The organism is Rhizorhabdus sp. GW822-FHT03C02, from assembly GCF_058801765.1.
This window is the reverse complement of sequence record NZ_JBXANN010000009.1, coordinates 131,008-153,784: the sequence shown is the minus strand read 5'-3', so window position 1 is coordinate 153,784 and position 22,777 is coordinate 131,008. Positions and strand designations below refer to the sequence as shown.

The following is a 22,777-nucleotide window of genomic DNA, read 5'->3' as shown; positions in this document are numbered from 1 at the left end:
GTCCCCCTCCCCATCTGCGATGGAGAGGATCCCAAAACTCACCCGATCTCGAACACCGCCACGCCTTCCGCCAACTCCGCCACCCGCGCGACGACCTCGCCGTCGGGCCGCACGATCGCGGTGCACCCGAAGCTGATCCGCCCGCCCCGTTCGCCGCAGACATCGGCCGCCATCACCCAGCACCCGGTCTGCCGCGCCCGCGCCTGGAGATTCTCGAGGCTCTTGCTCCGCCACTTCTCGGCCACCGCGGGCCGCAGCAGATTGGCGAGCGGATAGCAGAGCAGCCCGGCGCCGCGATCGGCGAGCGCCTGGGCCGGCGCGGCGAAATTGGCATCGTTGCAGATCGCGATCCCGAATGCCCGCCCCGCGGCCTCGAACAGCGGCGCGTCGTCGATCGCGGCGGTGACGCCGTCCTCGTTGGGGTGGGATTTGGAGGCGGTGCCGAGCGCCCGGCCGTCGCGGGTTACCAGCGCGCTGTTGTAGAGCGCCGCCCCGCGCCGCTCGAACAGGCCGGCGATCGCGGTCACCTGCCCGACCGCGAGCGCGGCGACCAGCGCCGCGACCTCGGGGCCGTCGATCGCCAGCGCCCGCCGATCGATCGTCGGCCGGTCATAGGCGTGGCCGTGGAGATGGCATTCGGGAAACAGCGCGAGATCGACGCCCTCGTCCCGCGCCCATGAAAGGTCGCGGCGCATCGCCGCGGTCGCCGCGGCGGGATCGTCGAGGATCGGAAAACGCTGGAAGGCCGCGATGCGCATGGCCGTCTCTCGCAGCCGGCGCGGCCATCGGCAAGCACGGCCCGGCAGGTCTTTCGGAAAAGCCGCAAAGGCCGCTCCAGCCGGGGTTGACGCCGCTTTTTCGGAGGATCATCTGGGGGCCGGCTCCGCCAAGGAGTCGCTCCGCAACTTCCTCTTCGAGGGACCCATGTCTGACAACGACCATAGTCGAAAGACCGTCCCGCTGAGGGAGTCGGCGAACTGAACTGACATTCGGCTCCCCGGCACCGCCCAGGCGGCGCGGTCGTGCGAGGTGAGTGATGAATGCAGCAATTCGTTTCCTGGCCGGACCCTTCCGGCGGGTTCCCCAGGTCCGCAATCCCAACGAGCTGTTCGACGCGCGTTCGACGTTCGGCGAGCGGCTGGCCGATCGCGTCGCCGCGATCGGCGGTTCATGGACCTTCATCATTGGGTTCGGCGTCTTTCTCGGCGCCTGGGCGGTCCTGAACACGGTCGTGCTCGTGCGGCACGCGTTCGACCCTTTCCCGTTCATTTTCCTGAACCTGATGCTGTCGATGCTGGCGGCGCTGCAGGCCCCGATCATCATGATGAGCCAGAACCGGCAGGCCGCGAAGGACCGGCTCGACGCCCGGATGGACTATGAGACCAATTTGCGGTCGGAGGCGCAGATCGCCAGCCTTCACGACAAGGTCGACCTGTTGCTGGCGATGGCCGGTGACCAGCAGGCGCTGCTGGCGCAGCCGGACCGAGGCGGCCGCGGCCCGAGCGAGCCCGCCTGATGCGGTGGGCGGGAGCCCTGTGGCTGCCGTGCGCGCTGCTGTCCGCAAGCCCGGCGCTTGCGGCCGGCGGCGCGCATGTCGTCGACGACGCCGCGGTCGAGACGCCGGGAGGCTGCCATCTCGAAAACTGGGTGTCCGCGATCAGCGGCGGCAGTCTCGTCAATATTGCGCCCGCCTGCACCCCGAAGGCCTTGTCCGATCTCGAAATCGGCGGCTTCGTCGCGCGGAGCCGGTCGGCCGGCGCCACCGCGACGACGATCGGCCTGGCGCCGAAGCTCGCGCTGCGATCCGAAGCGCGCGGCCTCGGCATCGGCCTGTCGGCGAGCGTCGGATATGGCACCGATCGCGGCCGGTTCGAGACCGCGTCCCTGGTGGTGCCGCTGACGATCCCGGCGGGCAAGGTCCTGCGGTTCAACCTCAACGCCGGATGGCAATGGTCGCGGGCGGATCATGCCCACGATCTTTTCCTGGGCGGACAGGTCGAGGCGACGATCAGCCGCCGGCTTGCGCTGATGGCGGAGGCGTTCGGCAGAGACCGGGGAAAGGTCGGAGGACAGGCCGGTCTGCGCTGGACCACAGCGGATGGCCGGGCCGACGTCGATCTGCTGGCGGGACGCTATCTCGACGGCGCGACCCGCCATGCGATCACCCTGGGCGTGACCTTGCGGCGATAGGCGCCGGGCGATCGGCGATGGCCCGTCCTGCCACCAACCGCCATCCCGGACTTGATCCGGATATCGGGAGTGCGTGGCATCAGGCCCGCCATAAACGCCGCTTTCCCGCAGCGCAGCAATCGGCCATCATCCCCCGGTCCAAAGGGGGAAACCGACCGATGATCCGATTGTGCCTGGCCCTGTTGCTGCTCGCTTTGCCCACCGTGTCGCGTGCGGCCGCGCCCGACGCGGCGGCGCTGGCCGAGGTCGACCGGATCTTCGCGCAGTGGCGGCTCGACGCGCATGTGCCGGGGATGGTCTATGGCGTCGTCGTCGACGGCAAGCTGGTCCATGTGAAGGGGCTCGGCGTCCAGGATCTCGACGCGAACAAGCCGGTCACCGCCGACAGCCGCTTCCGGATCGCGTCGATGAGCAAGGCGTTCACCGCGCTGGCGATCCTCAAGCTGCGCGACGAAGGCAAGATTGCGCTCGAGGCGCCGGCCGAAACCTATGTCCCCGAGATGCGCGGCTGGAAATACCCGACCAGCGACGCCCGCAAGATCCGGGTGCGCGACCTGCTCAACCATGTCGCGGGCTTCGTCGACGACAATCCCTGGGGCGACCGCCAGCAGGTCCTGCCCGAGGCCGAGTTCACGAAGATGCTCAAGGCCGGGGTCCCCTTCTCGCGCCCCGCCGGCATGGCGATGGAATATTCGAACTTCGGCTATGCGACGCTCGGCCGGATCATCTCCAACGTCTCGGGCCAGCGCTACCAGGATTATATCCGCGATAATTTCATGGTGCCGCTGGGCATGGGTTCGACCGGCTACGACATCTTCAAGTCGCCCCCAGGCAGCCGCGCGATCGGCTATCGCTGGCAGGATGGCCAATGGCTGCGCGAGCCCGACATGGCCGATGGCGCCTTCGGGGCGATGGGCGGGGTCGAGACCACCGCCAGCGACTATGCCCATTGGGTGAGCTTCCTGCTGTCGGCCTGGCCGGCGCGCGACGGCGCCGATGGCGGCCCGGTGCCGCGCGCGACGGTGCGCGAGATCGTCGAGGGATCGAACTTCGCCAGCGGATCGATGCGCGCCGCCGCGATCGGCGGCGCCCCGTGCCGGACCGCGGGCGCCTATGCGATGGCGTGGCGGGTGCTCGACGATTGCGACCTCGGCCGGGTCGCGACCCACACCGGCGGCTATCCGGGCTATGGATCGGTGGTGCTGCTGATGCCCGACAAGGGGGTCGGCATCTTCGCCTTTGCCAGCCGCACCTATGGCGCGCCGTCGATCCCGGCGTTCAAGGCGGCGCTGGCGCTGAAGAATGCCGGTGCGATCCCCGACCGGACGCTGCCGGCCAGCGCCGGGGTCACCGCCGGCTATGCCGCGGCGCGCGCGATCTGGGCGGCGGGCGACGTGGCGGTCGAAAAGGACAAGCTGGCGATGAACTTCCTGATGGATCGCGACGTCGCCCACTGGAAGGACGCGCTCGCCGCGCTCAAGACCGAGGTCGGCGCCTGCGCCGCGAACGAACCGATCGTCGCGACCACCGCGATGGCGGGCAAGTTCGTGTGGAGCTGCGACCATGGCCGGATCGAGGGCAGCTTCCTGCTCGGGCCGACCCCGACGGTGACGCTGCAGGAGTTGAAACTGGCGGTGGCGGTGCCGTGAGGTAAATCGCTTGCCTCCTCACGCCGTTCGTATCGAGCGAAGTCGAGATACGTGCCACCTGCGCAACGTATCTCGACTTCGCTCGATACGAACGGAAATAGAGGCGTAATTGCTGGAACCTAACCCCGCCCCCGCATCGCCATCGCCACCATGTTCGCCAGCGACGCCACCAGTTCCACGCGGTCGTCCGGCCCGGGATAGAGGTTGAGCACCGAGACGGTGGCGAGGCGTTCGAGCGCGGTGATCAGCACCGTCGCCATCGAGCGCGGGCTGCTCGCGAAGCCGCCGGGGACCGGGCGCATCTTGGCCGACAAGACCCGTGACAGTTCGTCGGCCGAATACATGCGCAGTTCGATGAAGCGCTGGTCGCCCTGGTCGGCGAGCCGGTTGCGCGCGCGCAGCAGCGAGGCATTGGCCGACCAATAAGCGAAATAGGCCTCGACGAAGATTTTGGCGCGATCGAACAGCGCATCTTCGGGCCAGTCCTCGTCGAGCAGATCGACCACCGGGCGGAAACGGTCGCCGAGCTGGCCGACCAGCGCCAGCACCGCCTCGCCGATATCGCCGAAATAGAGATAGAAGGCCGGCGCCGAGATCCCCGCCGCGCGCGCCACCGCCGCCGCGCTCGGCTCGACACCGCGCGAATCGGCGAGCAGTTTCTCGAGCGCCTCGAGCGCCCGCACGCGGGTGTCCGCACCTTTGCGGCCGAGCACCTGCCCGGATTTGTTGAGCTTCTGCCTGGTCTCCATCCGCCTTCCCTATCGCAATCCGTCGCGGAAATCCCTTTGCACGACGCTTGGCACGTGATAAGAACTGAATGGTATTAAGTTTTAAACGCCATGCCCGACACTTCGTCCCCAACGGGGGTGCGGGCTCATGAGGAGGATGACGAGATGGTCGACAAGCATGAGGAAATCGAACACGCCGCCAAGACCTATTGGGCCGACGAGGGCTGGACCCCGGGCGGCATCCTGCGCGAGGTCGACTATGCGTCGCAGTCGACCGGGCTCGACCCGTCGCTCGCCGGCATCAAGATCGTCGACTGCGACACGCATGTCACCGAGGCGCCCGACCTGTTCACCTCGCGCGCGCCGGCCAAGTACAAGGGCAAGGTGCCCGAGGTGCGCCGCGTCGATGGGGTCGACCGCTGGTTCATCGGCGACCGCAATTTCGGATCATTGGGCGGCAACGTCATCCGCGCCGACAACAACAAGCTGCTCGGCCGCCTCGCCTTCCCGACGATCGACGAGGGCCATCAGGGCTCCTATCTGGTCAAGCCGCGGCTCCAGGCGATGGACGACATGGGGGTCTGGGCACAGATCTGCTACCATAATTCGGGCGTGACCCAGGCGGGATCGCTGATGGCGTTGGGCGACAACGGCCTGGCGGTCGCGATCATCAAGATGTTCAACGACGCCGCCGCCGAACGCCAGGAGGAATCGGGGCAGCGGCTGTTCACGATGGCGCATCTGCCGATCTGGGACAAAGCCGAGATGGAGGCCGAGGCGGTGCGCTGCCTCGACATGGGCCTGAAAGGCTTCGTGCTGCCCGACACCCCCGAGCGGCTGGGCGTCCCCTCCTATCTCCACGATTACTGGACCCCGTTCCTCGAGCTGTGCGAGGATCGCGGCGCGCCGCTCAATTTCCACCTCAACGCCGCGATCAACCCCAACGACCTCACCTGGCAGGGCTTCGCCTTCGAACAGGCGCTGTCGGTGGTCGCGACGATGTTCTCGATCGGCAACGCCGCGACGCTGGGCAACTGGATGGTCAGCGGCCGGCTCGACCGCCACCCCAAGCTCAAGATCGGCCTGATCGAAAGCGGCATGGGCTGGGTCCCGTTCGCGGTCGAGGCGCTCGAGCATCAGTTCAACGAGATGCTCGCCGGCAAGACCAGCATCCTCAAGAAGCGGCCCTGGGATTATTTCCGCGACCATTTCTACTGCACCTTCTGGTTCGAGAAGATCGGACCGACGATGCTGCTCGAGACGATCGGCGTCGACAATGTCCTGTTCGAAACCGACTTCCCGCACCCGACCTCGCTCTATCCGGGGGTCCAGGCGCACATCGTCGATACGCTGGGCGGCTATGATTATGAGGTCCGCAAGAAGGTGCTGCAGAGCAATGCGGCGCGCTTGTACAATCTCCCGTTCTGAAGATCCGGGAACGATGCAGGGGCTGCGGCGTCGAGGCGCCGCGGCCCCCTTTTCGCGGGAGTGACGACATGAGCGACGACAAGACCCCCGACGCCAGCGCCGCCGATATCCGCGCGATCGCCGACAGCGTGATCGAGATGGAGGAAGAACTCGAAGTCTCGGGCAATGTCGCGATCGAGGACGCGGTGCTGCGCCGGGCCAAGGCCAAGCTGCATGTGTGGATCGACGAGGCGGTCGGGGTGGTGATGACCCCGGCGCTCGGGCGGACCACGATAATCCACGCCAATGGCCGCCGCTCGACGATTTCGTCGCCCGACCTGGCGATGCTGCTCAGCCTGCCGGATTGAGCGCGCGCCGGACCGACGATCTGCGCGTGCGGGCGCATTGCCATCCGAGATGTTGACCGCTTCGCGGCGGCACGCAACAATCGCGCATGTTGTCAGCCCGACCCCCGACCAGCGGCTATCATGCGTTCACGACCAAGTTCGACCATGTTGTCGCGGCTCGCGATTTGGACTTGGTTCTTGGCGTCCCGCTTGGTCGCGATCGGGATTCCCTCGATGCTGCATGGAGCGAGCTTCAGACAGGACTGCTGGCGTGGAGAACCCGTCTCCACATCGCCTGTGCCCAAGCTTCTACTCTTGTCAGAGAGCATCTGACTGACGAGGTTCGCCGCGACACGGTGGTATCTCTGCTCTTCGACCAATCGGGATCGATGCGGGGACAGAAGATGCTGTTTGCCGCAGCGACTGCAGATGTCACCCAGGAGTTTCTCCGATCGCTGCACATTTCCTGCGAGGTGCTTGGGTTTACAACGTCCGCTTGGCGAGGCGGCCGTTCACGTAACAGATGGAACTGGCGCTTCAGGCCCCGCAACCCAGGTCGACTGAACGACCTGCTCCATATCGTTTATAAAACTGCCGACGACCAACGGGCGAGCACGGGCGATTGGGCGTTTCGCCACATGCTGCGACCCGACCTTCCCAAGGAGAATATCGACGGAGAAGCGATCCTGTGGGCGGCCAATCGGCTCGACCGCCTCGACCGAGCACGAAAGATTTTGATCATTCTGTCCGATGGAGCCCCCGTGGACGATTCAACCCTGAAAGAAAACGGCCCAACCTATCTTTCGGACCATCTGCAGCACGTCGTCGAAGAGCTGAACAGGGCGTCCGACATCGAACTTTGCGCGTTTGGGATCGGGTTCGACACACATCACTTTTACACCACGCGAGACCATGTCGAAGCCCCGTCGGATCTCGGACATGGTCTGATAAACCTGATTACGAACAAGTTGGTCGACAATCGTCGAAACGGCGGGTGATCACTTGTCTGCGCGGGCTTCCCGTGGCAGCAGATCGTCGCGATCGCCCTCATAGCATGCCCGTGACGACGACGCTGCCGTCCGACGCCGAACTCAAATTGCAGACCTACTCCGCCGGTTAGCAGGGCCGATGACCGTCGCCGGCCTCCGGCGCTTCGGCCGCCGCAGCGATCATGTCGCGATAGACCAGATCGGCGACGACCCGCGGCCGGGCGTGGATCTCGTCGCCATACCAGGCCGCCTCGGCCCCCTTCGCGATCATCGGCGCGTCGGGACGTTCGAGCGCCGCCAGCACCGCATCGACGATCCGGCCGATGTCATGCTCGCCCAGATCGCGCTTCGTCTCGCGGATTGCCCTCGCCAGTTTCTCGCGCATCGTCCTGCTCCATCGCGGTGATGCGGCAAAGGATGCGGAGCGCCGCGGCGGGCCGCAAGCGAGGCGGGGGTGCGGAGGATCAAGCCGATCGCCGCCAGATCCTCCCTAAAGCGCAGCTTTGGGGAGGGGGACCACGAAGTGGTGGAGGGGTCCTCCAACCGTGAATGCATGAGATCGGCCAGCTTCTGCCCAACCCCTCCGTCGCCTTCGGCGCCACCTCCCCACGCTACGCGCAGGGAGGATCTCAGGCCCGCGCGGTCCTCAGCGGCATGCCCAGCGCGCCGAAGCCGACCGCCAGCGCGATCATCACCGCCATCGCCGCGATCGTCCACAGCGCCGCGGCGGTGCCGCCGGTCATCGCGATCGGTTCGAGGATGAACTGGGTGAGGAACGGGCTGCCATAGAGCGCGCCCTTGACCAGCCCGACCGCGCGGCCGCGCGACTGGGCCGGCGACACCATCAGCGCGAAGGTGGTGAGATTGGGGGTCATCATGCCGACCGCGAGTCCCTCGACGGTCAGGCCGAGCAGGATCGCCATCGGACTCGCCGCGAACGCGATCGCGGTCAGCCCGACCGCCGACAGCAGCGCGCCGGCGACGAACATCTGGGTGACCGACAGATAGCGGCGGATCAGCCCGTAGCCGATCGCGGCGCCCCCCGACATCAGCACGTTGGGCAGGCCGTAAATCGCGATGTCGCGCGCGGATTCGACCCCGACCTCGCGCAGCCGGAACGGCCAGTAGAGCGCGGTCCCCATCGACAGCGTCCCCATGAACACCGCGAGCAGCAGCGCGCGCCACGGCACCTCGTCGAAGCGCGGCATCAGCCGCCCCTGCTCGGCGACCGGCAGCGACCGGCCGCGGCCGGCGGGGATGCCCCAGGCGATGGTCAGCGCGACCGGCACCGCCAGCGCATAGACGGTGAAGCCATAGCGCCAGCCGAGATCGAACAGCGCGCCGACCAGCGGGCTCAGGAACAGGATGAAGAAGGTCGCGAAGCCGGCGTTGAAGCCGAGCCAGCGGCTCTGCTGGTTGCCGCTATAATGGTCGCCGACCACCGCGGCGGTGCCGACCCCGAGCGCGCCGCTGGCAAGCCCGATCACGAAGCGCGCGGCGATGATCTGCCACAGCTCGGACATCAGCATGATGCCGCAGCCGACCAGCCCGAAGACGATCGCGGCGGCGAGCAGCACCGGTCGCCGGCCGAGCCGGTCGACGAGGAAACCGCTCAAGGGGGCGCCGATCATCATGCCGAGCCCGACCGCGGTCGCGACCGATTTGATCTCCAGCCCGTTGCTGCCGTCGCCGAACGCATCGCTGATCGCCGGCAGCATCACCGACACGGTGCCCGCGGCGATCGCCGGCAGGATGCCGGTGCCGAGGATCGCGAGCCGGCCCGCGACCGGCAGTCCGGTGAAGGGCGCTTCGGAGGCTGGAGGTGGCGTGTCGGTCGCTTGCGTCATCTCGTCCCTTTGTCCCGTCAGAATCGTACCTCGCGAAGGGGCTGGCTCAGCGCGCCATCAGCCCGTCATTGCCCGCCATCATCGGCGAGCGCACCGAATTCTGGAGGAAAGCGACCCCCATATATTGGCCGACCAGCATCGGCAGTTCGATCAGCGCCTTGTCGTCCATCCGCGCCGCGAGCGCCGCCCAGGTTTCGTCGGTGATCATCGCGTCGTCGAACATCTCCTCGACCGCGCGCAGCACCGCCCGGTCCGCGTCGGTCCATTCGGGCGCCGACGACCCGATCGTCACCCGATCGATCTCGACGCTGTCGAGGCATTTGAGCCGCTTGCTCATATTGACATGCTCGCCCCATTCGAACGGCGCCTGGCACAGCCAGCCGGTACGCAGGATCGCCAGCTCGCGGTCGCGCGCCGACAGCGCCCCGCCCGCCATCAGCACCAGCGCGAAATCGATATTGGGACGATAGAGCTTGGGGTGGCGCAGCGCGATCGCGATGAACTCGGGCACCTCGCCCTCCGGCGGCAGGCCGGCGGCGATCTTGAGTTCGCGGGTGATCTGCAGCACCTCTTCACTATACTCCTCGGGCTTGAGCGGCGCGATCCGCGGCGGCTTGCCGATGATGTCCGCCTCGCGCGCGCGGCTCCGCGCGGCGACGGTTTCCGGGTCTGCGATCGGGTCCGACATGCCTGCTCCTGACGTTTCTTCGCCCGCGGGTTTGCAGGTCGCGATGCGGCACCGCAAGCTTTGTCGGGCCTGGCGGCCCCCCAACGGGGTTAAGACCGTGCGGGCGATGCCGACGCCCCATAATCATGGTGGCATCCGGGTTCCACCTTATCGCCCTGTTAACCATATTGCGCTTTATGGGCCGACAAGGGTTGCCGTCACGGGCGACCGCAGGGAGCCCAAGACGTTGCGTAGAGCCATCATCACCCTCGGCCTGTTGTCCACCCCGGCGCTGGCGCATGCCGAAGACGGCAAGTTCACCATCACCGGCAGCGCGCGCGCGCGGGTCGAGGCGCTCGACGGGCAGCCCCGCGCCAACCTGCCCGACAGCGAGGCGGCCTTGTTCCTGCGCACCCGCATCGCCGCGCGCTACGACCAGGGCATCTTCTCGATCGGCGGCGAACTGGTCGACTCCCGCGCCTATTTCGAAAATCACCGCACCCCCGTCGGCCCCAACGAGGTCGACGCGTTCGAGCCGGTCCAGGCCTATGTCGCGCTCAAGACCGGCACCCGCAGTGCGATCACCGCGGGCCGCTTCGTGATGAACCTCGGATCGATGCGGCTGTCGGCCGACGAGAATTTCCGCAACACCACCAACGGCTTCACCGGGGTCCGCTTCGACTGGGCCGACAAGGGCGGGGACAAGGCCACCGCCTTCTGGACGATGCCGCAGCAGCATCTCGCCGACGATGCCGAGGCGATCCGCAACGCCGAATTCGAGCTCGACCGCGAGCGTATCGGCTATCAATTCTACGGCGCGACCTTCACCAAGGCCAAGGTGCTCGGCGGCACCCTCGAAGGCTATAGCTACCGCCTGACCGAAAAGGATTCGCGCAAGGTCGCGACCCGCAACCGGCGGTTATGGACATCGGGCGTGCGGCTGTTCGCCAAGCCCGCCGCGCACAAGCTCGATTATGAGATCGAGGCGATCATGCAGGAGGGCAAGGCGCGCGCGACCACCGCGGTGACCGACGTCCGCGACCGCGACGTCTCGGCCTGGATGGCGCATGGCGCGATCGGCACGACCCTGCCCGGCGCGTGGAAGCCGCATCTGAAGTTCAGCGCCGACTATGTCACCGGCGAGGGCCCCGGCGCCGGCATCAGCCGCTTCGACACGCTGTTCGGGTCGCGATCATGGGAATTCGGGCCGACCGGGCTCTACGGCGCGATCTCGCGCGCCAATCTGGTCAGCGTCGAGGCGCGAATCGAGGTCGAGCCGAGCAAGGACTGGGACGGTTATCTGGCGGTGCGCCCGGCCTGGCTCGAAAACGCCACCGACAGTTTCGGGGTCACCGGCGTGCGCGACAGCAGCGGGAATTCGGGCCGCTTCGCCGGCGTCCAGATCGAAGGCCGCGCCCGCCGCTGGCTGATCCGCGACCGTCTCCGCCTGACCGCCGCCGCCGCCTATCTCGCCAAGGGCGACTTCCTCAAGGACGCGCCGAACGCGCCGAGCACGGGCAATACCAAATATGGCTATGTCGAGTTGATGGCGTCGTTCTGATCCCAAGCCTGCCTTCTGAAGCCTTCTCCCGCCTGCGGGAGAAGGCTTCAGAAGAAGGACGCCCGCTCAGCGCCGTAGCCGCCCGCCCAGCCACCAGCAGAACCCGGCGACGATCGCCAGCATCGCCGCGAGCACGCCCGCGAAGAACGGGATATAGCCGTCCATCTCGTCATAGGCGTGCATGCCCTCCGCGGTGAACAGGCCCCAATAGCAGAAGATCGCGAGCGGGATCGCCGCTACGCCGAAGGTCGCCGCGATGAGGCGAAGTGCCGTGGCCATGATCATGCGACTTTCATCATCGGTGGTCCTTCATGGTAGCACGGCATGACGATGGCTGACGCTGGATGGACATATATCCGGCGGCAAAGGTCGAGCCGACGCGGCTGCTATTCTTCGGCAGTCGCCAATTTATACTGCTCCAAGATCATGTCACCACGCTCATGACACGCGACATGCACAATGAGGATGTGATCGATTTCTACAGTCGGATGTTCCGCGCAGCTTCCGACAAACCACAACGCTTCCGAGAGCGTATCCTTCGCGTGCCACGTCGTCATAACGAACTTGTCGCCAGGGATTGTCGCTCCCTCGAACGCACCGATATTGGCATCGTCCATGCTGTCATGCCACGCTTCGCAAGCCTCTCCCCACGCACAAAAATAAAGGCAACCATGGCGGACAAGCCATTCATTGATCTCGCCGCGCCATTCACTGGCTGCCACATCTTCAAGCACGACAATGGCCTTGAATGGCGGAAGCGACAGCACAGGCGGTGAGTCACCACTCCTCAAGTGGACATAGCTGATCGCATTCATCGAGAGATCATATCCTAGCCCCCGCGGCTGTCCATCAAGGACCCATTTCCAGCCAACTGGCTTGCAGGAAACAACAGGCCTCCCCTACCCGCCCGCCATCCCATCCGCGCGCAGCCGCTCCGCCAGATAATCGACGAACGCCCGCGCCGCGATCCGGGTGGTGCGGCCCATCGGGAAATAGGCGTGGACCGGCAGCGCCGCGGTCTGCCAGTCGGGGAGCAGTTCGACCAGCCGGCCATCGGCCAGTTCGCGCGCCGCGCCCCAGGACGTCGTCGAGGTGATGCCGAGCCCGCCCGCCGCCGCCGCGATCGCCCCCGACGTGTCGTTGGTCGAGACATGGGGTTCGAGCGCGACCGCGACCGTCTCGCCGGCGCGTTCGAACGTCCAGGAGGTCGACTGCGCCGCGGCCGGGCCGCCGATGATGCGGTGCGTCTTGAGGTCCGCCGGCACGCATGGGGTGCCCGCGCGGTCGAGATAGGCGGGCGCGGCGACGATCACCCGCCGCATCGTCCCGATCAGCTTCGAGGTGCCCGCGGCATCGGGCAACACCCCGACCCTTATCCCGACATCGACCGCCTCGCGCACCATGTCCTGCCAGCGATCCTCGAGCAGCAACTGGACATGGAGCCGCGGATGGCGATCGGCGAAACCCGCCAGCCGCGGGAACACCACCCGCGTCCCCATCGTCACCGGCATGCCGATCCGCAGCATGCCGCGCAGTTCGCCGCCGTCGCGCACGCTGTTCTCGGCATCGTCGAGGGCGGCGAGGATCGGATCGATCCGGATCAGGAATTCGGCCCCCGCCTCGGTCGGCACCACCGCGCGGGTGGTCCGCGACAGCAATCTGGTGCCGAGCCCCGCCTCGAGATCGGCGATCATCCGCGACGCCTGCGACTGCGCCAGCCCGCATTCGCGCGCCGCCGCCGAGAAGCTGCCGAGCCGGGCGACGCGGCTGTAGAGGCGCAGGGACGCGATATCCTTCATCGGCATGGATATAGCCCGGAAAGGCCTGCTCGGCACGCGATTAATGCTGGATCGGCATAAGTCATAGCCCGAACCGACGGCTACCGCGCCCGGCGGCGGCGGTTCATACCCCGGTCATCGGCAAGGAAGCCCGGCTCCCGGATCCGACAAACGGAACTTCGAAATTCATCGCGGCGGGATTCGCCGAACGGCTTTTTGCGCCCTTTTTCAACCAGCTCATCACGGAGTCAGCATCATGGCAAAGAAGATTCTCATCACCGGCGCCACCGGCGACACCGGCCGCGCTACGGTCCGCGAAGCGATCGCGCTCGGCCTCGACGTCCGGGCGATGGTCCGCGGCATCGACGCCCGTTCGGACGCGCTCGCGGCGCAGGGTGCCGAGATCGTCGTCGGCGACCTGCTCGACATCGACATGATCCGCGCGGCGATGGAGGGCGTCGACGCCGCCTATTTCGTCTGGCCGGTCCAGCCCGGGCTGATCGCGGCGACGGTCAATTTCGCCCAGGCCGCCAAGGAGGCCGGGGTCAAGACGGTGATCAACCTGTCGCAGCGCTCGGCCGATCGATACTCGACCAGCGACTCCTGCCGCGACAGCTTCATCGCCGAGCGGGTGTTCGACTGGTCGGGGCTCGACGTCATCCATCTGCGCCCGACCTATTTCCTCGAATGGCTGCTCTACCCCTGGCAGCTCCCTTATCTGCAGCAGGGCGTGCTGCGGATGCCGGTCGGCAAGGGCCGCCATTCGCCGATCGCCGCCGACGATCAGGGCCGCGCGATCGCCGCCCTGCTCAAGGCCCCCGAAGCCTATATCGGCCAGACGATCGCCCTGTCGGGGCCGGTCGAGATGGACCATGAACAGATGGCCGCCGAACTCAGCGAAGCGCTCGGCCGCCCGATCGTCTTTCAGGACCTGCCGATCGACGATTATTGCGCCTCGATCGCGGCGATGGGGGTGCCGTCCTACATCGTCGAGCATCTGCGCGGCGCGATGGCCGATTATCAGAACGGCCATATGGCCGGCGCCGACGACAATATCGAGCGGATCACCGGACGCCGTTCGATGACGGTCGGCGAATTCGCCCGGCTCCACGCCGACACGCTCAACGCCACCGCGCAATAACCCTCACGCCTTCGAACCGATGGAGACCGACATGACCCTTCTCGACACCCTCACCCAGCGCAACGCCGCCTTCGCCGCGCAGGATTTCACCCCCGAACTCAAGATGCTGCCGTCGCTGAAGACGCTGATCATCGGCTGCGTCGACCCGCGGGTCGATCCGATGGACATCTTCCAGCTCCAGCCCGGCGAGGCGGTGGTGATCCGCAATGTCGGCGGGCGGGTCAGCAACGACCTGCTCGACACGCTCGAACTGCTCCGCACGGTCTCGAGTGCCGCCGGCAAGCCGATCGGCGAAGGCTGGAACCTGATCGTCCTCCACCACACCGATTGCGGGATCATCGGCTGTTCGCACCATGCCCCCGATCTGCTCGCCCATCATCTCGACGTCACCCTCGAAGGGCTCGACGATCTCGCGATCAGCGACCCGCACGAGGCGGTCGCCCACGACGTCGCCGCGCTCAAGGCCGATCCGCGGCTGCCCGCCGCGCTGACGATCTCGGGCCTCGTCTACGACGTCGCCACCGGACAGATCGACACGATCGTGCCGCCGAGCCTGGCGCGGGCGAAGTGATATCCTCCCCATCGTAGATGGGGAGGGGGACCACCGAAGGTGGTGGAGGGGTGGTGCAGAACCTTGCCAGAGACGCTGATTTCAAGGTCGGAAAACCCCTCCACCGCTACGCGGTCCCCCTCCCCGCGCTTCGCGCAGGGAGGATCAAAAGTCCCGGGCCAATGCGCCCCTCACCGCTTCCCCACCAGACTGACGAGCTGCAACCCCGCGGCGACCGCCGCCAGCGCCACGCCGAGCACCGCCACCGCGCCCCAGCCGCCGATCCGCCAGGCCTGGGTCGCGGCGGCCGATCCGGCGGCGCCGCCGAGGAACATCGTCCCCATGAAGATCGTGTTGAGCCGGGCGCGCGCTTCGGGGCGCAGCGCGTAGACGATGTGCTGGTTCGACACGAGCGCGCCCTGCACCGCGAAGTCGAGCAGGACGACGCCCGCCACCAGCCCGGCGATCGAGGTCCAAAGTCCGAAGATCGCCCATGACGCGAGCGTCAGCAGCGCGCCGAGCGCGATCACCCGGTGCGGGCCGCGCCGGTCGGCGATCCGCCCGGCGATCGGCGCGGCGAGAATCCCGACCGCACCGACGATCCCGAACAGCCCGGCAACCTCGGCGCCGAGGCCGAAGCGCGGCTGTTCGAGCCGGAAGGCGAGGATCGTCCAGAAGGCGGTGAAGGCGGCGAACAGCAGCGCCTGGGTGACCGCCGCGAGCCGGAGCGCCGGAAATTCGCGCCACAGCCCGGCAAGCGATCCGATCAGCGCGCGGTACGACAGGTCGCTGTCGGGATGGCTGCGCGGCAGCGCCGCCGCCATCCAGCCGCCGAGCGCGAGCGCCATCGGCACGCCGAGCCAGAACATCTCGCGCCAGCCGGCATGCGCGGCGACGAAGCCCGCCAATGTCCGGCTGAGCAATATCCCGCACAGCAGCCCCGACATCACCATGCCGACGACCGCGCCGCGCCGTTCGGGTGGGGCGAGGTGGGCTGCGAACGGCACCACCTGCTGCGCGACGGTCGCGGCGACCCCGACCAGCAGCGAGGTCGCGATCAGCAGCAGCGCGCTCGGCGCCATTGCGGTCGCGACCAGCGCGAGCCCGAGCAGCCCGAACTGGCCGATGATCAGCCGCTTGCGCTCGACGATGTCGCCGAGCGGCACCAGCAGGAACAGGCCCGCGGCATAGCCGAGCTGGGTCGCGGTCGGCACCAGCCCGGTCATGGCCCCCGGCAGGTCGCGCTCGATAACGCCGAGCATCGGCTGGTTATAATAGATGTTCGCGACCGCGACCCCGGCCGCCACCGCCATCGCGATGGTGAGCGCGGGGCCGATCGCGGGCGCGGCGGCGCTGGTCTGGGTCTGGGTCGTGGCGGTCATGACGATGCTCCGGGCGGAGCGTCCGCCCCTGGGGAAATGTGGCTTGTCGAAACGTAGAGCTTCGATCGACCGCCGTCTTAGCGTGCCCCTGCCGGTCGGCTCATCATATTTGAGTATATATGATCGAACCGAACACCGGGCGATTCCGGCGCGCCGCGATCTCGACCTGCCGCCGCTCAGCCCTGGTCGGCGAACATCGCCATGGTCTCGGCGGCGGTCAGCCGGGGATGGTCGCCCGCGAGCGCATAGCTGCCGGGCTTGGCATCGACGAACAGCTCGCTTTCGAGCGCGAAGCGCGACGGATCGTCGAACGCCTGGATCGAGGCGATGGTGACGCCGCCCGCCTTCAGCCGCCAGAACAGGGTCGATCCGCACCGACCGCAAAAGCCGCGCTCGGCCCAGTCGGACGAGGCGTAGAAGCGGACGTCGCCGCTTATCTCGATCGTGTCGCCGCAATCGACGCCGATCCACGCGCCGCCCGAACTGCGGCGGCAAAAGTCGCAGTGGCAGACATGCATCGCGCGCGCCGGTTCGGCGGTGAAGGTCACGTCCCCGCACAGGCAGCGGCCCGGCATCGCCAGCAGCCGGTCGGTACCATCCATCGTCAATATCCTCCTTCTTCGAAGAGCGTCGCCGCGGTTCCTAGAAATCCAGCTCCGCCCGCCAGCCAACGACATCGACGCTATAGTCGCGCCGCGCGCCCGCGGCGATCGCCGCATCCTGATAGGCGAGATGGCCGTAATTGAGGTTGAAGCGCAGAAACTCGATCGGGGTCCAGATGATCGCCGCGATCGCCGCGTCCTGTTTGCCGCCGACGATGCCGCGGTCGTCGAGGTCGAGATGGTCGTAGCGCAAAGTGACCTGCACCGATCCCATGCCGCCGCCGCCCATCGGCCGTTTGGGCTTGGTGCTGGCGAAGATGCCGTTCTTGTAGGCGCGGGTCTCCCCGGTCAGGAAATACCCCACCTCGGCATAGCCGCCGAAGAAGGTCGGATCGGCAAGGCCCGGCCGCCGGACGCGTAGCCAATGGGTCTCCCCCGCCCAGTGGAACGGACCATAGGTGCCGGCGAGTTCGAGGCCATAATGGGTCTCGCCGATCGCCGACAGCGCCGGGGTGGCGAGGTAACGGCTGTTGACGCTGTGGAGATAGGGGCGCTGGCGATAGCGTTGCGGGGTCTCGGCCAACCGGTTGAAATCGCGCCTATGGGCCGAGCCACCGACATGGAGCTGGGCGCCCCCGAGCTTCGGCGCGAGGACGATGCGGCCATCGACGCCATAGCTGTCATTCTCGTCGCCGCCATTGGGGCCGTCGGCCGAATTGAGCAGCGAGTCCGCGCTGTCGGAGAACAGCCCGGCCTGGGCGAGCAGCACGCCTTTGCGATATTGCAGCGACAGCCCGAGCCGCCGTTCGAAGCCGAAGGCGTCGGTGAACGCCGCGCGCTCCATCACCGATCCGGTGGTGTCGCCGATCAGCTCGTCGAGCGACTGGAACTGGTTCTGGTTGCCGAGCGCGAGCTGCACCCGGCCTTTTTCATAGGTGATGAAGGTGTCGACCAGGTCGACGCCATTGTCCGACAGTTCGGTTTCGAGCTTGTAGCCGAAGCCGCCGCCGAGCACGCCTTCGCCGCCCAGCCGCAGCCGGCGCAGCTCGTTCGAATAGCCCTTCGCCTTGTCGTCGATGCTGGCCGGCGCCAGCAGCACCCCGGCGTCATATTGGATGCGGCCCTTGACCTTGAAGCTCGCCGATCCGTTGCTGAAGACCGGGCTGCCCTTCCAGCTGATGCTGGTTTCGGGGACGGATTTGGCGGGCGCCGTCGCGGCGATCGCGGCAGCCTTGTCGGCGGCCGGCGGCGGCGGCGCCATGCCGAGCCGCGCCTCGATCCGCGCCATCTGCGCCTTGAGCGCGCGCAGCTCGCTGCGCAGTTCCTCGGCCTCGGCCGCGCCGAGTTCGGCCTCCGCCATAGCCGGCGCCGGCGCGAAGACCAGCGCCGCCACCGCGCCCATCGCCATCCTGCTCTTCATCGTCTCGCCTCCGTTGCGGAAGCGCGGCGATTATGACGGTCACATTGCTGGTTGGCGCGATTATGATGACGGTTTCGTGACATCTGCATTTGCTCCCGCCGGGTTCGACCCGGGAGCAGTGGCAGTGGATTGTTGCGGTGTCGGGGAGGTGCTGAGACAATCAGCAACAATGGCGCGGAATCAGACCGACGAAATGACCGTCAATGCTCGTGGCGATGATGCAGATCGGGATAATGCGGATGGCTATGGACCAGCCGGGCATGGCGATGGGCATGGACATGCGGTTCGCCGGGCCGATCGTCGGACGTCGTCTCGCCGGGGCCATGATCATGCTGGTGGTGCGCGTCGTGGACATGGGCATGGCTATGCTCGAGCGGGGTATGTTCATGCTCATGGGCGTGGCGTTCGGCGAGGTGGAGCCACAGGCCGATCGCCATCAGCACACCGGCGACGACCAGCCGCGCCGTCACCGGCTCGCCGAACAGGCCGAGCGCGATGACCGCGCCGATGAACGGCGCCATCGAGAAATAGGCGCCGGTGCGGGCGGTGCCGAGATGGCGCAGCGCCAGCACGAACAGCACCAGGCTGGCGCCATAGCCGAGAAAGCCGACCAGCGCCGCGCCGGCGAGGACCGGCAGGCCCGGAAGGGTCGCCCCGAGCGCCGCGGCGAGCGCGAGGTTGACGATGCCCGCGGCGAGCCCCTTGATCGTCGCGATCTGCAGCGGGTCCGCGCCGCTGACCTTGCGGGTCAGATTATTGTCGATCCCCCAGGCGAGGCAGGCGCCGGCGATCGCCGGCACCCCCGCCCCCATCGCGCCGCCCGCGCCCGGCCCGAACCCCTGCCATGACAGGAGCAGCGCACCGGCCAGGATCGCGAACGCGCCGACCAGCAGCCGGCGGTCGACATTCTCGCGGAACACCGCCCAGGCGATCGCCATCGTCGCGAGCCCTTCGAGGTTGAGCAGCAGCGCCGCCGACGAGGCCGGCGTGGTGGCGAGCCCGATCATCAGCAGCACCGGCCCGGCGACCCCGCCGCTCATCACGATCAGCGCCATCCAGCCCCAGTCGGCGCCGGCGAGCGGCGCCTCGCGCCGCGATCCGCCGAAGAGCCTGCGCCCGGCGGCGATCGCCGCAAGCCCCAGCCCCGATCCCAGATAGAGGATCGCCGCGAGCAGCCAGGGCGAGAATCCGCCGCCGAGCAGCGCCTTGGCGAGCGGGGTGCTCGCCCCGAACAGCGCCGCGGAAGCCAGCGCCAGCGCCGCCCCCGGCCAGGCCGTCCATGCTCCTATCGCCATTCCCCGCTCCTGATACCAAATCTCGGTGAGCCTGAATCACCGAGATTTGGTATCAGCCCGTGCGGCGCTTGAGCAAATCGATCGAGGATGCGTCAGCATCTTCGAGATCGCATATCATGCCGCGCCGCCGACCGGCGATCCGTCGGTGGCATGGCGCAGGCATGGGGAAATGCAAGAGGAAGACCCACGACGACGATCGCGTCGCGGGTCGCCGATCAGTACCTCAGAACTGCGCCTTCACGCCGATGTAGAAGGACCGCCCGACCATGTCGTAGGTGCCGACATCGGTGTTGTTCTGCGAGCTCGCCACCACCGGCAGGCCGCGGTCGAACAGGTTGGTGACGCCGGCGCGCAGTTCGAAGTCCTTGGTGATCTTCATCGTCCCGAACAGGTCGAACAGATTATAGGTCTTCACCCCGATCGACGGGTTGGTCGGGGTCGTCACCGCGGTGATGTCGTCCATCGGCCCCTGATAACGCCAGCGCAGGCCGAAGCCGACCACGTCCGAACCATAGCCGAAGGTGGTCAGCGCCTTCCAGCGCGGCAGGGTCCGGCCGAGCGTGCTGGTGCGGGCGAAATCCTGCACCGCCGACCCCGGCAGGGTCTGCACCTTGTAATGGTTGAGCCAGCCGATCCCCGAATTGACATAGACCCGGCCGCTGCCGTCGCCGATGCCGACGTCGGACAGATGGACGCCCCAGTTGAACTGGATCTCGACGCCGTCGGTCTCGAGCGCGCCGAGGTTGAGGAACGGCAGCGCGATGTTCGAGAGCTGCCCCTGCGCGTCGCGGGTGAGCAGCTGGCAGAAGCTGTTGGCATTCGAATAGGTCGGGTTGGTGCCGTCGAGATTATAGCATTTCGACAAGGTGGTGAGCCCCGGCACGCCCGAGATCACATTCTTGATCTTGATGTTGTAATAGTCGACCGACAGCGAGAAATCGCGCAGCCAGGGCGAGGCGAAGCGCGGGTTGAGGATGAAGCCCAGATTATAGGTGGTCGCCTTTTCGGGGGTCAGCCCGAGATTGCCCGAGATCGTGCCGAGCGTCGCCGTCGTCGGGAAGGTATAGCTGTCGATCACCGCCGCCGGTACGCCCTGCGCGAGGCACAGCGCGCGGACCTGGGCGCCGCCCGATCCGGTGCGCGCGACCGAGCGGACGTCGCACGGATCGCCGACCGCGCCCGGCGGGGTGCCGAACTGGACCTGCGATCCGGTCGGCGGCGAGAACAGCTCGCCGATATTGGGGGCGCGAACCGCGCGCTGATAGCTGCCGCGGAACAATATCTGTTCGACCGGGCGCCAGCGCAGATCGGCCTCATAGCTCTCGACGCTGCCCGAGGTGGTATAGTCCGAATAGCGGAAGGCGCCGCCGACCGCGAGTTCCTGGAAGAAAGCGCGGTCCTTGAGCAGGGGCACGTCGATCTGCGCGGCGAGCTCCTTGACCGCGATCCGGCCCTTGGCGTCGGCCGAGGCGGCGACCGCCTCGATGTTCGACGATCCGGGCAGGAAGCTGCCGGGCTTGAGGTCGCTGTCGGCGAGATAATTATAGGTGTTGCGGCGATAGCTGGCGAGCAAGGCGAGCTGGACCGGCCCCGCGGGCAGCTCGAACACCGAGCCCGTCAGCTGCGCCTGCGCCTGGGTCTGGGTCAGATTCTCGCGGCTGAACGCGGTCTTGGTCAGATAGGTCTTGCAGGCTGTCGAAATGCTGGTGGCATTGGCGATGCCGAACGGATTGAACCCGCCCGCGCACAGCGAATTGCCGCCGTCGGCGGCGTTGAGCAGCGCCTGCACCCGGCTCTTGAGCACCGCATTGTTGAGTTCCTGCTCGTGACGCGACTTGTCCCAGGAGGCGTAGATATCCCATTTCCAGCTGCCGACCAGATCGCCCTTCAGGCCGCCGGCGAATTGCGAGACGGTGTAATTCTCCTCGAAGCTCTTGTCGCCGATCCCAACATAGCGGCCATTCCAGGTGAACGGCGCATTGGGGTTGGGCCGCGACGCCAGGATCGCGCGCAGATCGGCGGGGATGAACGGGTTGGTGACCGGAATGGTGGTGAGCGCGCCGACCTGGGTCAGGCTGCCGCCGCTGGCGGTGGTGACCGTCGAGTCGACATACATGACCTGGCCGTAGAAGGTGATCGCCTCGGTCACGTCATAGTCGAACTTGCCGAACAGCGCCTTGCGCTTGAGCGCGTTGAGCGCCTGAATCTGCTGGCCGACCGGCATCCGGACATTGCCGCCGATGATACGATAGGCGCCGGTGGTCGGCCCCTGATAATTGGTCGCCCCGGTCTGGGTGAACAGCGAACCATTGTTGTTGAAGCCGAGGTTGATCGTGCGGCTGACCGGGGTGGTCACGCCATAGCGGGCGAACACCGTGTTGATCGACGCCTGGGTCGGCAGGTTGAGCGCATCGGGCACATAAGTGCCGGTGCCGATGAACGACGACGGGGTCACCAAGTCGAAGAATTTGCGCTTGCTGCCGAGCAGACCCTGGCGGTCGGTGTAGCTGGCGGCGACCACGACATGGCCGCGATCCTCGGCGAAGCGCGCGCCATAAGCGACCGAGGCGTTGAACTTGCGATAATCGCCGCGTTCGGAATCGCCGATCTGGATGTCGGTGCGGATGCCGTCGAACGGCGCCACCGTCTTGAAATTGACCACGCCCGAGATCGCGTCCGACCCGTAGATCGCCGAGGCGCCGCCGGTGATCACGTCGACCCCGCCGATGATCGCCTCGGGCAGGATGTTGATGTCGACATTGCCGTTGGCGTCGGAGATCGGCAGGCGCTTGCCGTCGAGCAGGACGAGGTTGCGGTTCGATCCCAGGCCGTGGAGGTTGACGGTGGCGCGGCCGCCGGTGCCCTGCCCACCGGTGCCGGCGCCGCCTGCGGGGGTGAAGCCCGGCAGCTGGTTGAGCGAGGCCTCGAGGTCGACGGTGCCGCTCTGCTTGAGCGCCTCGGGCGACACCGACACGATCGGGCTGACCGCGACATTGTTCGGCCGCGCGATCAGCGATCCGGTGACGACGATCTCGGCGACATCCTCGGCGGCGATCGGTTCGGCCGGCGCGGCAGGCGCCGCCGCCTGGGCGAAGGCGCCGGTCGATATGCAGGCGCACAGCAGCGCCGTCGCGATCGCACCGGTCGATGCCGTCCAGCGCGTTTCATTTCCCATTGTCATGATCATCCCCTCTTGTTGTCGGGCCGTTTCCCTGCGGCCCGTG

Annotated in this window: 22 protein-coding genes; 9 read left to right on the top strand and 13 right to left on the bottom strand. The window is 67.2% G+C overall.

What is annotated here, in order from left to right:
- Positions 1 to 38 precede the first annotated feature (38 nt).
- Positions 39 to 758, bottom strand: a complete 720-nt coding sequence (locus AC1RM6_RS21060) for a carbon-nitrogen hydrolase family protein (RefSeq protein ID WP_493104821.1) — start codon at positions 756 to 758, stop codon at positions 39 to 41.
- Between the two features lie 278 nt (positions 759 to 1,036).
- Between AC1RM6_RS21060 and AC1RM6_RS21055 the strand changes: the two genes are divergently transcribed.
- The 3 genes from AC1RM6_RS21055 (at position 1,037) to AC1RM6_RS21045 (ending at position 3,839) form a co-directional block, all read left to right on the top strand.
- Entirely contained in the window at positions 1,037 to 1,516 is a 480-nt protein-coding gene (locus AC1RM6_RS21055; protein WP_493104819.1) for a DUF1003 domain-containing protein, read from the top strand.
- Entirely contained in the window at positions 1,516 to 2,190 is a 675-nt protein-coding gene (locus AC1RM6_RS21050) for a PA4824 family protein (protein ID WP_493104817.1), read from the top strand. The genes AC1RM6_RS21055 and AC1RM6_RS21050 overlap by 1 nt, the downstream gene beginning before the upstream one ends.
- A gap of 158 nt (positions 2,191 to 2,348) precedes the next feature.
- Positions 2,349 to 3,839, top strand: coding sequence for a serine hydrolase domain-containing protein (locus tag AC1RM6_RS21045; RefSeq protein ID WP_493104815.1), 1,491 nt, complete (start codon positions 2,349 to 2,351; stop codon positions 3,837 to 3,839).
- Positions 3,840 to 3,958: 119 nt separating this feature from the next.
- Here the strand turns inward: AC1RM6_RS21045 and AC1RM6_RS21040 are convergent, their stop codons facing one another.
- Complete coding sequence (locus tag AC1RM6_RS21040) at positions 3,959 to 4,588, bottom strand: TetR/AcrR family transcriptional regulator (protein ID WP_493104813.1); 630 nt, start codon at positions 4,586 to 4,588, stop codon at positions 3,959 to 3,961.
- Positions 4,589 to 4,732: 144 nt separating this feature from the next.
- Between AC1RM6_RS21040 and AC1RM6_RS21035 the strand changes: the two genes are divergently transcribed.
- From AC1RM6_RS21035 to AC1RM6_RS21025, 3 genes are all read left to right on the top strand, one after another.
- On the top strand, positions 4,733 to 5,995 hold the full coding sequence (locus AC1RM6_RS21035) for an amidohydrolase family protein (RefSeq protein ID WP_493104811.1): 1,263 nt from the start codon (positions 4,733 to 4,735) through the stop codon (positions 5,993 to 5,995).
- A gap of 68 nt (positions 5,996 to 6,063) precedes the next feature.
- A complete protein-coding gene (locus AC1RM6_RS21030) occupies positions 6,064 to 6,342 on the top strand; it encodes a hypothetical protein (RefSeq protein ID WP_493104809.1) in 279 nt (92 codons plus the stop codon).
- 86 nt (positions 6,343 to 6,428) lie between these two features.
- Positions 6,429 to 7,319 (top strand): cobaltochelatase CobT-related protein, encoded by an 891-nt coding sequence (locus tag AC1RM6_RS21025; RefSeq protein WP_493104808.1) that lies wholly within the window; start codon positions 6,429 to 6,431, stop codon positions 7,317 to 7,319.
- Positions 7,320 to 7,437: 118 nt separating this feature from the next.
- Here the strand turns inward: AC1RM6_RS21025 and AC1RM6_RS21020 are convergent, their stop codons facing one another.
- From AC1RM6_RS21020 to AC1RM6_RS21010, 3 genes are all read right to left on the bottom strand, one after another.
- Positions 7,438 to 7,695, bottom strand: coding sequence for a hypothetical protein (locus tag AC1RM6_RS21020; protein ID WP_493104806.1), 258 nt, complete (start codon positions 7,693 to 7,695; stop codon positions 7,438 to 7,440).
- A 244-nt stretch (positions 7,696 to 7,939) separates the two neighbouring features.
- Positions 7,940 to 9,157 carry an MFS transporter gene (locus AC1RM6_RS21015; RefSeq protein ID WP_493104804.1) on the bottom strand — a complete coding sequence of 406 codons (1,218 nt, stop codon included), beginning with the start codon at positions 9,155 to 9,157 and terminating at the stop codon, positions 7,940 to 7,942.
- Positions 9,158 to 9,203: 46 nt separating this feature from the next.
- Complete coding sequence (locus AC1RM6_RS21010; RefSeq protein WP_493104803.1) at positions 9,204 to 9,845, bottom strand: carboxymuconolactone decarboxylase family protein; 642 nt, start codon at positions 9,843 to 9,845, stop codon at positions 9,204 to 9,206.
- Between the two features lie 226 nt (positions 9,846 to 10,071).
- Between AC1RM6_RS21010 and AC1RM6_RS21005 the strand changes: the two genes are divergently transcribed.
- Complete coding sequence (locus tag AC1RM6_RS21005) at positions 10,072 to 11,385, top strand: alginate export family protein (RefSeq protein ID WP_493104801.1); 1,314 nt, start codon at positions 10,072 to 10,074, stop codon at positions 11,383 to 11,385.
- 66 nt (positions 11,386 to 11,451) lie between these two features.
- Here the strand turns inward: AC1RM6_RS21005 and AC1RM6_RS21000 are convergent, their stop codons facing one another.
- The 3 genes from AC1RM6_RS21000 to AC1RM6_RS20990 form a co-directional block, all read right to left on the bottom strand.
- Positions 11,452 to 11,670, bottom strand: a complete 219-nt coding sequence (locus AC1RM6_RS21000; protein WP_493104799.1) for a hypothetical protein — start codon at positions 11,668 to 11,670, stop codon at positions 11,452 to 11,454.
- A 101-nt stretch (positions 11,671 to 11,771) separates the two neighbouring features.
- Positions 11,772 to 12,200 (bottom strand): DUF7684 family protein, encoded by a 429-nt coding sequence (locus tag AC1RM6_RS20995; RefSeq protein ID WP_493104798.1) that lies wholly within the window; start codon positions 12,198 to 12,200, stop codon positions 11,772 to 11,774.
- A gap of 84 nt (positions 12,201 to 12,284) precedes the next feature.
- The gene (locus AC1RM6_RS20990; RefSeq protein ID WP_493104796.1) at positions 12,285 to 13,190 is read right to left on the bottom strand and encodes a LysR family transcriptional regulator; all 906 of its coding nucleotides are present in this window, start codon (positions 13,188 to 13,190) and stop codon (positions 12,285 to 12,287) included.
- A gap of 229 nt (positions 13,191 to 13,419) precedes the next feature.
- Between AC1RM6_RS20990 and AC1RM6_RS20985 the strand changes: the two genes are divergently transcribed.
- Together AC1RM6_RS20985 and AC1RM6_RS20980 are read left to right on the top strand one after the other, a co-directional pair.
- Positions 13,420 to 14,304 (top strand): NmrA family NAD(P)-binding protein, encoded by an 885-nt coding sequence (locus AC1RM6_RS20985; protein WP_493104794.1) that lies wholly within the window; start codon positions 13,420 to 13,422, stop codon positions 14,302 to 14,304.
- A 31-nt stretch (positions 14,305 to 14,335) separates the two neighbouring features.
- On the top strand, positions 14,336 to 14,875 hold the full coding sequence (locus tag AC1RM6_RS20980; protein ID WP_493104792.1) for a carbonic anhydrase: 540 nt from the start codon (positions 14,336 to 14,338) through the stop codon (positions 14,873 to 14,875).
- A gap of 170 nt (positions 14,876 to 15,045) precedes the next feature.
- On the opposite strand, the gene AC1RM6_RS20975 is transcribed toward AC1RM6_RS20980, so the two are convergent.
- The 5 genes from AC1RM6_RS20975 to AC1RM6_RS20955 all read right to left on the bottom strand — a co-directional run bounded on the left by AC1RM6_RS20975 (position 15,046) and on the right by AC1RM6_RS20955 (position 22,734).
- The gene (locus AC1RM6_RS20975) at positions 15,046 to 16,236 is read right to left on the bottom strand and encodes an MFS transporter (RefSeq protein WP_493104790.1); all 1,191 of its coding nucleotides are present in this window, start codon (positions 16,234 to 16,236) and stop codon (positions 15,046 to 15,048) included.
- Between the two features lie 176 nt (positions 16,237 to 16,412).
- Positions 16,413 to 16,838, bottom strand: coding sequence for a GFA family protein (locus AC1RM6_RS20970; protein WP_493104789.1), 426 nt, complete (start codon positions 16,836 to 16,838; stop codon positions 16,413 to 16,415).
- Between the two features lie 40 nt (positions 16,839 to 16,878).
- Entirely contained in the window at positions 16,879 to 18,258 is a 1,380-nt protein-coding gene (locus AC1RM6_RS20965; RefSeq protein ID WP_493104788.1) for an OprO/OprP family phosphate-selective porin, read from the bottom strand.
- A 200-nt stretch (positions 18,259 to 18,458) separates the two neighbouring features.
- Positions 18,459 to 19,553, bottom strand: a complete 1,095-nt coding sequence (locus tag AC1RM6_RS20960) for a DMT family transporter (protein ID WP_493104786.1) — start codon at positions 19,551 to 19,553, stop codon at positions 18,459 to 18,461.
- A gap of 223 nt (positions 19,554 to 19,776) precedes the next feature.
- Positions 19,777 to 22,734, bottom strand: a complete 2,958-nt coding sequence (locus AC1RM6_RS20955; RefSeq protein ID WP_493104785.1) for a TonB-dependent receptor domain-containing protein — start codon at positions 22,732 to 22,734, stop codon at positions 19,777 to 19,779.
- Between the last annotated feature and the right edge of the window lie 43 nt (positions 22,735 to 22,777).